The sequence below is a fragment of the Rhodococcus sp. NPDC056506 genome, assembly GCF_042794945.1.
GTDB lineage: Bacteria > Actinomycetota > Actinomycetes > Mycobacteriales > Mycobacteriaceae > Rhodococcus_F.
Window position 1 is genome coordinate 68,826 of the sequence record NZ_JBHTSW010000001.1, and the last position, 10,971, is coordinate 79,796.

The 10,971-nt window shown below is 62.8% G+C and carries 12 protein-coding genes and 1 riboswitch; of the genes, 6 read left to right on the plus strand and 6 right to left on the minus strand.

What is annotated here, in order from left to right; all coding sequences use genetic code 11:
• Window positions 1-158: 158 nt before the first annotated feature.
• Window positions 159-1,115, minus strand: a complete 957-nt coding sequence (locus ACFQ6H_RS00295; RefSeq protein WP_378642505.1) for a proline dehydrogenase family protein — start codon at window positions 1,113-1,115, stop codon at window positions 159-161.
• A gap of 115 nt (window positions 1,116-1,230) precedes the next feature.
• On the opposite strand from ACFQ6H_RS00295, the gene ACFQ6H_RS00300 reads away from it, so the two are divergent.
• On the plus strand, window positions 1,231-1,674 hold the full coding sequence (locus ACFQ6H_RS00300) for a hypothetical protein (RefSeq protein WP_378642508.1): 444 nt from the start codon (window positions 1,231-1,233) through the stop codon (window positions 1,672-1,674).
• A 9-nt stretch (window positions 1,675-1,683) separates the two neighbouring features.
• On the opposite strand, the gene ACFQ6H_RS00305 is transcribed toward ACFQ6H_RS00300, so the two are convergent.
• The 4 genes from ACFQ6H_RS00305 to ACFQ6H_RS00320 form a co-directional block, all read right to left on the minus strand.
• Entirely contained in the window at window positions 1,684-2,499 is an 816-nt protein-coding gene (locus ACFQ6H_RS00305) for a siderophore-interacting protein (RefSeq protein WP_378642510.1), read from the minus strand.
• Between the two features lie 143 nt (window positions 2,500-2,642).
• A complete protein-coding gene (locus ACFQ6H_RS00310; RefSeq protein ID WP_378642512.1) occupies window positions 2,643-3,881 on the minus strand; it encodes a DUF222 domain-containing protein in 1,239 nt (412 codons plus the stop codon).
• Between the two features lie 92 nt (window positions 3,882-3,973).
• Window positions 3,974-4,591 carry a response regulator gene (locus ACFQ6H_RS00315; RefSeq protein ID WP_378642514.1) on the minus strand — a complete coding sequence of 206 codons (618 nt, stop codon included), beginning with the start codon at window positions 4,589-4,591 and terminating at the stop codon, window positions 3,974-3,976.
• Window positions 4,588-5,790: a sensor histidine kinase gene (locus tag ACFQ6H_RS00320; protein WP_378642518.1), complete on the minus strand. Its 1,203-nt coding sequence runs from the start codon at window positions 5,788-5,790 to the stop codon at window positions 4,588-4,590. The genes ACFQ6H_RS00315 and ACFQ6H_RS00320 overlap by 4 nt, the downstream gene beginning before the upstream one ends.
• Window positions 5,791-5,904: 114 nt before the next feature.
• On the opposite strand from ACFQ6H_RS00320, the gene ACFQ6H_RS00325 reads away from it, so the two are divergent.
• From ACFQ6H_RS00325 to ACFQ6H_RS00335, 3 genes are all read left to right on the plus strand, one after another.
• A complete protein-coding gene (locus ACFQ6H_RS00325) occupies window positions 5,905-6,951 on the plus strand; it encodes an ABC transporter permease (protein ID WP_378642529.1) in 1,047 nt (348 codons plus the stop codon).
• Entirely contained in the window at window positions 6,948-7,688 is a 741-nt protein-coding gene (locus ACFQ6H_RS00330) for an ABC transporter ATP-binding protein (RefSeq protein WP_378541014.1), read from the plus strand. Before ACFQ6H_RS00325 ends, ACFQ6H_RS00330 begins: the two co-directional genes overlap by 4 nt.
• Window positions 7,689-7,799: 111 nt before the next feature.
• Window positions 7,800-8,240, plus strand: a complete 441-nt coding sequence (locus ACFQ6H_RS00335; protein WP_003943598.1) for a PAS domain S-box protein — start codon at window positions 7,800-7,802, stop codon at window positions 8,238-8,240.
• 6 nt (window positions 8,241-8,246) lie between these two features.
• Here ACFQ6H_RS00335 and ACFQ6H_RS00340 read toward each other — a convergent pair whose 3' ends face one another.
• The gene (locus tag ACFQ6H_RS00340; protein ID WP_283305739.1) at window positions 8,247-8,873 is read right to left on the minus strand and encodes a TetR/AcrR family transcriptional regulator; all 627 of its coding nucleotides are present in this window, start codon (window positions 8,871-8,873) and stop codon (window positions 8,247-8,249) included.
• 52 nt (window positions 8,874-8,925) lie between these two features.
• On the opposite strand from ACFQ6H_RS00340, the gene ACFQ6H_RS00345 reads away from it, so the two are divergent.
• Both ACFQ6H_RS00345 and ACFQ6H_RS00350 read left to right on the plus strand, forming a co-directional pair.
• On the plus strand, window positions 8,926-9,870 hold the full coding sequence (locus ACFQ6H_RS00345) for a hypothetical protein (protein ID WP_378642532.1): 945 nt from the start codon (window positions 8,926-8,928) through the stop codon (window positions 9,868-9,870).
• A complete protein-coding gene (locus tag ACFQ6H_RS00350; RefSeq protein WP_378536353.1) occupies window positions 9,867-10,646 on the plus strand; it encodes an SDR family NAD(P)-dependent oxidoreductase in 780 nt (259 codons plus the stop codon). Before ACFQ6H_RS00345 ends, ACFQ6H_RS00350 begins: the two co-directional genes overlap by 4 nt.
• A gap of 183 nt (window positions 10,647-10,829) precedes the next feature.
• Window positions 10,830-10,943, plus strand: a riboswitch (SAM riboswitch).
• Window positions 10,944-10,971: the final 28 nt, after the last annotated feature.

A 10,971-nucleotide genomic window follows, 5' to 3' on the forward strand; every position in this document is an offset into this window, starting at 1 on the left:
GGCGGTTCCCCCCCCCGGGGGTGGGCTCCACTCCCTCCGCACCCCCACGCTCTATAACAACCCCCGGCCGCTATTCACGGCTTTGCGGTACCCCAACACCAAAACCCAGGCGGGCCCCAACTCGTTCCCCCCCCCCCCCCACTTCTGTTGTTGGAGATCTAGTTTGCAGTGCTGATGAGCGCAGCGTCGATGAGCGCGGTGTAGACACGCTCCGGTTCTTCGGCGATGCGATTGAGTACGTACAGCCACCACTGTGTTCCGAAGATGACGTATTCGCGTGTGGTGAAGCCCGCTGCTCGGAGGGCGTCCAGTTGCTCGGTGCCGAGGCCGAGCAGCATCTCGAACTCGACGTGCTCGCCTCTGAGCTTCGAATCATGCTCGGCACGTAGTGCTTCGAGGATGTCGCGGTCATGTGTCGCGATGGAAACCTTGTGACCCGAGTCGACGATCCGGGCTGCGTAGTCGAGATACGCGTCGCGCAGTTCGGCACTACCGCGTGGGTAGGCGACGGACTCGGCTTCGAGGAAGGCGCCCTTCACGATCCGGATGCGGCCGGGTCGGTCGAGCAGCGCGGCGAGATCCTTTGCGGTGCGGTGCAGTCGGGCCTGAACGGTGATCCCCACGTGAGTGAACCGCTCGGCCAGTCGCGCGTGCATATCGAGGACCAGGTCGGTGCGGTCGGACGCTTCGGCGGAGATGATCAGTTCGGCACCGGCGCGTTCCGTGGTCTCGGCCAGGCGCACGACATTGCGAAAGCACTGCTCCGGATCGATCACCAAGCCGATGTGCGAGAGGTCGAACGACACGGTGCTGTCTACGCCCGACGTTCCGATCCGTTCCGCCAATTCCACGAACACATCGGTTTCGGCGTTCGCGAGTTCGGGATCCCGGACGCTTTCCCCCGTGTATTCGATGCTCGCCTTGTGTCCTCGCGCGAGGATCGAGGGGAGGCGACCGAAAGCGTCGTCGATGGTTTCGCCGCCGATGTAGCGAGCGGCGACTTTCCGTGCGAGTGCTGCCGTCGCAGCGTCCGCCATGGTGCGTTCTTTCAGGGATTCGTCGAGTGCGAGGCGGCGAAGGACGTCCGCGGCCTGGGCTTGTAGATCCGTGTTCACGGCTTCAGCGTATCCGGACAAGGGTGCGGGAATTAATCTCCAGACCCTTGCGTTCGATCTATTGTCGATATATCGTCGATACGTCAAACAAACACAGACAGTCCAGGAGGACAACATGTACGCCCCACACAACAACCCAGAAATGCAAGAACGTCGCGAGCATGGCCGCCGAGGCCCGCATCGTGGACACGGTTTCCGTCGAGGATTCGAGGGAGAGCGACCCGAGGGTCGCTTCGAAGACCGAGAAGAAGGACGCCCCGAAGGCCGACGCAGCCGCGGCGGTCAGCGTGGATTCGGCCGGCCCGACCAGCGCGGACACGGCCGCCCTCACTTCGGTGAAAGCGGCGCAACTCTCCGCCCCGCGATGGGCCTACTCCGAGGTGCCGCTGTCGCGGTAGCCGCAGGTGGGACCGCTGAGCAGGTAGCCAAGGCAGAGGCAATCCTTGCCGAGGCACGCCGAGCACTGTTCGAGATGCTGGCGGAAAAGCCGGCCGATGTAGAACCGGCTGACGCCGAAGCTACAGCCGCAGAATCTGCCGACACACTGCCGGCAGAGTGATCACGGCGCTCAGGCGCCGACGGTGACTTCCTCGCTGTTCATGCCGGAAACGTGGCCGTCGGCGCCCTCTCGCCAGTACCCGACAACATTGTGCTTGTCGCGAGCGATTCCTCGAACTTCCCTCAGATGCTTGCGAATGCGACGGCTGGTTGCGCTTTCGCACGCCACCCACGCGTAGATGTCGGCCGTTTCGGATTCGGGAAACTCGACCTTCTCCACAGCTTCGAAGAGCGCGCTCGGCGCCTTTCCGAGGCCACTCCCCACGAGCCACGTGTACGTGACATCGCCGCGAGTGACAAGTTCCTGTCGATCCTCTTCGGTTTCGACCTCGATGATCGCTTGTGCGACATCGCCTTCACGAAGTTCTTCGACAATCCTGCCCAGTCCGGGGAGACCCGTGGCGTCTGCGACCAGCAGCTGCCAGCGAGGACCCGCCGGAGCTTGGTAATGGGAACGAGAACTGTCCGACCAGAAGACGCCGAGTAGGTGACCTGGTTCGGCCCGCAGGGCCCAATCTGCTGCAATACCGCCAGGGTGCACGACGAAGTCGATGTCCAGACGTCGGCCGCCGTCGTGCACCTTGCGCACGGTGTAATGCCGCCACGGTGGCTCGGTTCCGAGGTCGGCCTTGCCGTAGTCGGGATTGTTGAAGTAATCGTATTCTGCTTCTGTTTCACCGGGTTTCGGAAACGCGAGGTCGATGCGCTCGTCGCCCTGTCCGCCGGTCGGCCAGTGCCAGTCGCCTTCTGCCTCGATGCTGATTCGCCGCATGTGCGGGGTCAGGGACGTGACGGTGACAACGCGGGCGGGTTCGCAGAAAGACATGCCTCGACCCTATGGGTCCGGCGTGTCGAAGTGGAGACAGATGCTGTCGCAAGACGGACATCGAGCGCAGCCGAAAAGGCCAGCGTATGCCCCGGGCATGATTCTTCCCCGGTGCACACGCTGGCCTTTTCAGTTATGTCGGTTCACGCTGCTGTTGGTGGGCTGTTCCCGCCGATCGGATGCTGGAACGGATCGATCGACATCGGCGGATAGAACACCGTTTTCCGATTCGGGCCTATCTCGACTCGCCATTCGGTGTGGTGCAGTGTCCGATGATGATGACCGCACAACAAGATCAGATTGTCGAGATCCGTTGGGCCACCATCATTCCAGTGAACAATATGGTGAGCATCGCACCACCCCGATGGTGTTCCGCATCCCGGAAACGCACAACCACCATCGCGCACAGCCAACGCCCGCCGCTGCGGCACCGTCGCGGTCCTTGCTTCCTTGCCGCAGTCGAGCGGAACACCGTTCTCATCCAACAGAATCCGCGTCACGGTGCAGTCGCACGCCAACATCCGGGCAGTGTCGATACTGATCGGGCCCACCCAATCCGTCCACGCGAACCCGAGTTCATCGGTCGACGGCAACAAGTCTTTTAAAGCCTGTAGATCCGTCATGTCTTTTGCGCTGGCCGTGAGAGTGATGTGCGGTTTCACCCCGCCCTCGATCGGACCCAACCCCGCCCGCTCGTACCGCCGCAGTAGTTCGCAGAACCCGTCCGCGCGTCGTAGCGCCGGAGTGCGGGTGTCCTTCACTCCGTCCTTCTCCGGCGTCGGCGCCGACAGGCTCGACAACAGAGTGATCAGACGGGCACCGTTGACCGCATCCAGATCACCCTTCACCGACACACGCCCGTACAAACCTTTCGAGGCATAGAACTCGTTACGCTCCGAATCCTCACCCACAGGGACGCCGTCCTCACGCTTGCCGTACTGCTTCTCGATCCGCCGAATCGCCGCCCGCACCGCATCACAATCAGCGATGTTCTTCGACGCCAACTCCAACAGGATCCCGCGGGCCTTGTCCACATCGGCTGGGGTCATGTTCTTGGGTGGATGCTGACAAAACGACGCCACCTGACGCGCCTTCAACGCATCCACATCCCCGCGATGGAATGCATCGGCGACAACAGGTTCGAGCAACAGCAACCGCGCCAGACTGACCAGCAGACTGCACTCACCGATCTCCAGATTCGTCGAACCGTGCAGCCACTGCGCGATCGCCCGAAAGCCCTTCCCGACCACAGTTTCCCGGGAAAACATTTCCACGATCAGCAGCACCATCCGCGACTGCAACTCGTGCCGGACGCGCACCAGATCCAGAACCTCACTCTTGAGGCCCTCACCATCCAGCTGCCACGCTTCCCGACTGTCCATGAAGCAATCGTATTCGAACAAAGTTTCGAGCACAAGGTACGTGAAGTGAAAATTACTGCTGTTCAGCGACTTTCGACATTTCGGGCAAAACGTCAGATCGAACCCAACTCCCGCGCGCGGGCGACGGCCGACGTCCTCGACTTCACTCCCAATTTGCCGAAGATGTGGACCAGATGCGATTTGACCGTGGTCTCGCTGAGGAACAGTTCTTTGCCGATCTCTCGGTTGGACCGACCCGCCGCCACTAGCTTCAGAACTTCGATTTCCCTTGGGCTGAGGCTGGTTTCGGGCTTACGTACGCGAGTCATGAGCTTTGACGCGATAGCGGGGGAGAGAACGCTGTCCCCGCTCGCAGCGGCGCGCACGGCGGACAGCAACTCGACCGGTGGTGTGTCCTTGAGCAGGTACCCGCTGGCCCCTGCCTCGACAGCGCTCAAGATATCTGCATCCGTGTCGTAGTTGGTCACGACAAGCACGTGCGGCGGATTCGGCAGCGCGCAGACCGCGCGGGTGGCGTCGACGCCTGTCCTCCCGGGGCCGAATCGCAGGTCCATCAGCACGAGGTCGACCGGCGTGGTGGCGCAGAAGGCTATGGCTTCCTCGGCGGTGCCCGCTTCGCCGACTACCTCGATGTCGGCTTCGCTTTCGAGCAGCGCTCGTAGCCCGGCGCGCACGATCGCGTGATCGTCGGCGAGCAGCAGGCGGATCACTGTTCACCGACTTCGAGGGGAAACGTCACTGCGACGGCCGTGTGTCCCGGCTCGGACTCGATGGAGAAAGTTCCGCCCTGCAGTTCGACGCGTCGGCGAATTGCATTGAGGCCAAAAGATTCCGCCGGCCCACGTTCGAGAACTGCCACGTCGAAGCCGCGACCGTTGTCGACCACGTCGAGGCTGACGGTATCGTCGGAATACGTCAGTGTCACAGCCATTCTGGTTGCATCCGCATGGCGGAGGACATTGGACACCGCGCCCTGAGCGATGCGCACCAATGTTGCTTCGAGGGGCATCGGCAGCCGGACTGCCTCGCCTTCGACCACGGAGCGAGCTTCCAGTTCCGGGCTGCTCGCGCGTTCGCAGATACGACGAAGCGCGTCGGCGAGCGACTGGCCGTCGAGGGCCGCCGGCGTCAATTCGGCGATGAGTTGGCGGGTTTCGGCAAGACTGTCTGCGGCAGTTTCCCGTGCGAGGCTGATCTGCCGGATGGCCGGGCTGTCCGGATCGGCGCGCTCGGCCGCGTGAAGGAGCATCTGGATGCTCGAAAGTCCCTGCGCCACGGTGTCGTGAATCTCGGCCGCGAGCCTTTCACGTTCTGCGAACTTTCCCGCATCGCGGGACGTCGACGCCAATTCTTCACGGGTATTCATCAATTCGTCGATGAGACGTCCGCGCTCAGCTGCCTCGCGGTACAGCGCTTGATATCCGAGGCCGATTGCCACGGCTACGGCAGCGCCGATGATCGGACCGACGGCGCCGGCAATCGTCCATCCACGATGCAGGCCGGTGCCGATCACGGCGACAGCCGTAGCCGCGGTGACGGCGAGAAGGCTCCAGGGGCGTCGCAGAAGATGGAGATAGAGGAAGAAGAGCCCGAACGCGAGGTAGGCGGCGTCGGCGGATACCGCCATCGTCGCGATCCAGACGAGGGTCAGCACTGCCAGCCACCAGCGGGCAGCGTTGCCGCGCAGCCTTTTGGCGACCCCGAAAAGATAGACGGCAACAAAGATCACGGCCAACGCGATGATGGTTGCGGTCAGGTCGGATTCGTCGATCAGCGCTCGAAGAAACACGACACCGGCCAACGCCATGACAAGGACATGCAGGCCCAGTTGTAGGCCGGCGAAGACAGGCGTGAGCGGAGATCGGTGCATCTCGCCCAGCTTAGCGAGGTTCGGCCTCGGATCATCCATCAAAAGTTGTAAACGGGGATGGTTCTTTCGAGCGCTGGAATGTCGATCCGAGGTGCGATGGAAAGAGTCTGCATCCGCGAGAGCGTAGAGGCAAGCACAGGAAAGGAATTCACAGTGTTTGTCGCAATGAGGGACTTACGGGCAGCGCGAGGTCGATTCGCGTTGATCTCCGTGGTGGTTCTGTTGGTTGCACTTCTGGTCAGTTTTCTCAGCGGATTGACTGCGGGACTTCGCCATCAGAACGTGTCCGCGATCGAGGCCATGAATGCCGACACGGTCGTGTTCGCCGACACCGGAGCAGGAGCGTCGTTCGACGAATCGGCGCTCACGCAGGACCAGGTCAACGCCTGGGCCGGGACCTCGAAGGACGTCGATCCCGTTGGAATCGGCCGCGGGAAAGCAGGATTGGCCGGCGGAAATCAGAAGTCGGTCGCCCTGTTCGGTGCTGACGGCGGTTTCGGGGACGTGACGCCGTCGGCGTCAGGCACGGTGGTGTTGAGCGAAGGTGCCGCCCGCGATCTGGCGGCGAGCGCCGGCGATCAGGTGAGCGTCGGTACGCAGCAGTTCACCGTCAGCGCCGTTCGCGGTGACGACTGGTACAGCCATTCACCCGTCGTCTGGATGACGCTTGACGACTGGCAGGCGGCCAATCCGCGCGGCGGAGTCGCGACGGTGCTGGCTGTGAGCGGAGCCTCTGACGCTTCCGCAACTGACAAGTCGGCCGCGACGACGTCGACGACGGTCAGCGGTTCGCTCGACGCGATCGGTTCGTACAAGTCGGAGAACGGGTCGTTGACGTTGATGACGCTCATGTTGTTCGCGATCTCGGCCCTGGTGATCGGTGCGTTCTTCACGGTGTGGACGATCCAGCGAACCCCGGACATCGCGACGCTGAAAGCACTCGGCGCGACTACCGGTTCTCTAGTGCGCGACGCATTGGGTCAGGCACTCATCGTGCTGATCGCCGGAGTCACCGTCGGGATCGGGCTGACAGCGGTTGCCGGTTCGCTGATCGGTGATGCCATGCCGTTTGTCCTGGATGCATCTACGACCGTCGTACCTGCCGTGGCATTGATCGGACTCGGTCTGCTCGGCGCGGCCTTTGCACTTCGATTCCTCTCGACCACCGATCCACTCACAGCATTGGGGAGCGCACGATGACCATGACTACCGGCACCACAGTTCTCGACATCCAGAATGTCGACCTGACGTTTCCCGACGGGCAATCGCGGGTGACAGCGTTGGACGACGTGTCCCTGCGGCTGCACCGCGGCGAGATCGCCGCGATCACCGGGCCCTCGGGTTCGGGTAAGTCCAGCCTGTTGGCGGTGGCGTCGACCCTGATCCGTCCGGATTCCGGGCACGTCTACCTCCGGACGCCGGAGGGCAGCACCGACATCGCGGCGCTGAGTCGGCGGGCGGCGTCGGAGCTGCGACGCTCGTCCATCGGGATCGTCTTCCAGCAGTCCAACCTGGTGTCGTCGTTGACGGCACTGGAGCAGCTCGAGGTGATGGCGCATCTGGGGCAGTCCGTGTTCACGTCGCGGGCCCGTCGCAAAGCCGTGAGATCAAAAGCGATGGATTTGCTGGATGCTGTCGGACTGGCGGATCAGAGCGGAAAACGCCCGTCTCAGCTGTCGGGCGGACAGCGGCAGCGGGTCAATCTCGCGCGGGCATTGATGAACGATCCCCAGCTGCTGGTGGTCGACGAGCCCACCAGCGCGCTCGATCAGGAGCGCGGTGCTGCCGTCATGGATCTGATCATCGGGGTGGTGCGGGAACACGAGGCGGCAACCCTTCTCGTGACACACGACCGAAGTCACCTGTCTCGGATGGATACTGTCTATCGTGTTGTTGACGGTTCCTTGGCGGAGGACCAGGAGGCGCTCGCGGCGTAACTCAGGCGGGCACGATTCGGGCATTCGTCACTGCATCCGGGCGGGAAGTCAACCCGCGATTTGCTGGGCAGTTAGACTGTTGTCGACTCGGGCAACTTGAGAGGACGTGTTATGGAACGCCGCCGCAACGTTGCGCAGCCGCCACAATCGCCGATTGCGGATCTGGAGCAGATGCCTGCCCTGATTCTCCTCGACAGGCTTCCGGTGCCGGTCATGGCCGTTCACCGCGACGGCAGCATCGTTTTTGCCAATCCGTCCTTCGCTGACATGCTGGGATACCCCAAGAAGGCCGTCTCGGCGTTGCGTTTGCAGGACATTCTTTACGACAAGGATGCCGACGACGTCAGTGCCGAGCAGGCCCATCGTGAACTGAGTTCCGAACCGGGCTCGGTCAAGGAGTTCGTGCACTCGGACAGCACTTTGGTGCGGGCGACGGTCAGCCAGTCGCTGCTTCGCCGCGACGACGACACGATCACCCTTGCCGTCCTCCACGATCTGACAGAACGCCTGTGGAACAACCCACGGCACATCGACGACAAGCCCACCAAGTAGTTCGAGCTACTTCCTGGATTTGACGGTTCGGTCCAGGCCGAGGGTTGCAGCAAGGGTGTTGACCACCCATTCTTCGTACTGTTGGCCGGTCCAACCCGCGCCGACCACGAGGTCTGTGTACGTCTCGGGGCTGAGCAGGGTGAGTGCCACGTTCACGGCTGTTTCGAGGTCGACGGTCGGCGCCTTTTCGACGATGCCGACCATCAGATGTTCCTGCACCGTGCGTCGCTGCGTGCGGTTGATTTGCCACAAGCGGGCGGCATCGTCGTCCGCGGAAGCAGCGGCGCGTAGTGCCAACAGGATGTCCGCGGTGCGCTCCAGAATCAGCCGTCCGTGGTGAACCTGAATCCGGAGTTGCCCGAGGGGATGTGGGGCGCCGAGTGCCGCCGCCACCCACGGTCGGTCCAGAGTTGCCGTCTTTTCCTCATCGCCCGCCACGGCCACGTCGAGCAGTGCTGACAGCACGCTCGGCTTGTTGCCGAACACGAAATAGACACTCTGCACCGACACGCCCGCCGCTGCGGCAAGTTGTTTGATCGTGGCGGCCGCGTAGCCGGGATCGACAAAAACTTCGCGCGCTGCCTCGATGATCTTGCGCCGCGCCGACGTGTCTTCCCGAAGAACCTCAGTCATGATTAGAGTTTAACTCTAGAGTCGAACTCTAGCGACTCGAGAGGCGAAGAAAATGACGAAGGTTCTTGTACTCGGTGGCTATGGCGCCGTCGGGATTCCCCTGATGAGACAACTCGCGAAGGTCCCCGAAATCTCCGCGTTCTCCGCCGGGCGCGATCCAGTCCGCGCTGACGTCGTCGTTGATCTTAAAGAACCAGGCGCGTTTTCGGCAGTGGTTCGAGACTTCGATGTCGTGGTGAACGCGTCGGGTTTCGAGGACGTTCGCCTGGCCGAAGAAGCGGTACGTAGTGGGGCAGCATTTGTCGACGTCACGGCGACCTCGAGCTACTGCGAAGAATTGGAAGCGGTCGACGGACCCGTTCTGATCGGCGTCGGCTTGGCGCCGGGGTTGACCAGTGTCCTCGCAGCAGCGGCGCACCGACTCGGCGACGGGCCAGTGGACATCGTGATCGGACTTGGCGGCGGAGAACTACACGGGCCCGCCGCGACGGCGTGGACCTACGGGATGTTGGGCACCCGCTTTCCCGACGCTGACGGTCGATCGATCCGGAACTACACCGGGATGAAGACGTTTCGGATGCCGGCCGACGCGACCGGGTACCGCACCGGTCCTGCTGTGCGGGCAGATTTTTCGGACCAGCATGCGTTGACGCGCGACCTCGGCGTGCCGGTTAGGACGTACCTGCGATTGGATACGTCCGCTGCGACGCTCGGGCTCGCCGTCATGACGTGGGTACCCGCGCTCCGGAAGGTAGTACCGAAGAAGCTGTGGGGCTCGGATCGTTGGGTCGCGATGGCCCGAACGGATAACGGTCCGGCGCTGTGGGTTTCGGGGCGGAGCCAGTCGGCAGCGACGGCAGCTGTCGCCGCGCGCGCCGTGCAATTGATTCGAGACCGAACGATCTCGAAGCCGACGTGGTATCACTCGGTGGAGACGGCAGAGTCGTTGCAAGCGGCTGTTCCCGGTCCATTCCACCTGCAGAAGGGCGCACCATGAATACATCGTCCGCCGACACACGTCGGGTCGCTCTGGTCACCGGAGCCGCCTCGGGAATCGGTAGGGCCACCGTCGAACTGTTCGTCTCACGCGGGCATGCAGTTGTGGCCGTCGATGTCTCCGAACGCGGACTGGAATCTCTGAATCGACTCGACGGCGTCGTCACGGTGGTCGGTAGCGTCACCGAGGAGCAGGTCAACAAGGCGGCCGTCGATACCGCACTCGAACGTTTCGGCCGACTCGACGCTGCCGTCTTCAACGCCGGGACCGGAGGCACACCTCCGCTGGAGTCTCCCGATGCCGTCGAGAATGCCGACCGCATCATCGGCGTCAACCTTCGGGGTCCCATCCACGGACTACGGGCCGCGATTCCGGCCCTGCGCGCAAGCAAGGGTTCTGCCGTTTTCACGGCCTCCGTCGCCGGCCTGCGGGGCGATCCAGGCAACTGGGCATACAACGCCACCAAGGGCGCACTCGTGAATCTGGTGCGCGCCTTCGCAATCGACTACGCCGGCGTCGGCGTTCGGATCAACGCCCTCGCGCCCGGTCTGACCAGGACCGGTATCACCGCGAACGTTACCTCCGATCCGGCGGTGCTTTCCGCTATCGAGCGACGAATCCCTCTGGGCCGCTTCGCTGAACCTGTGGAACAGGCAGAGGCGATCTGGTTCCTCTCGTCCCCCGCGGCGAGTTACATCACCGGCACGACACTCGTCGTCGACGGGGGCCTCGATGCCAATCTCGGCATCCTTCCGTTGCCGGGCCAATCGCTCTGAACCTGGCCGTTCCGTGACGACCGGACCAGATCGACGACCAGCCGCGGGTAATTGACGGGTTCAGGGGTGGGCAAGCCAAAATTGGTGACATGTCGGAGATTTGGCGCGAGCATGGAACAGCTCTCTCACTCACGCTGAGTTTAATCCGTGTTTACTCTTATGCGTCGCCTTAGACTTCCAATCGGTCATGAGAATCAGTGACAAGCTCCGGCTCGCTGGTCGGCAACCCTTCGACGCGACGGGGTGCCCCGGATGACGACCAGGCCGACGGGCACCCCCGTTCGGTCAGCGCTGGCTTTGAAAGAGCCCTTTGTAGAGAGCGAAT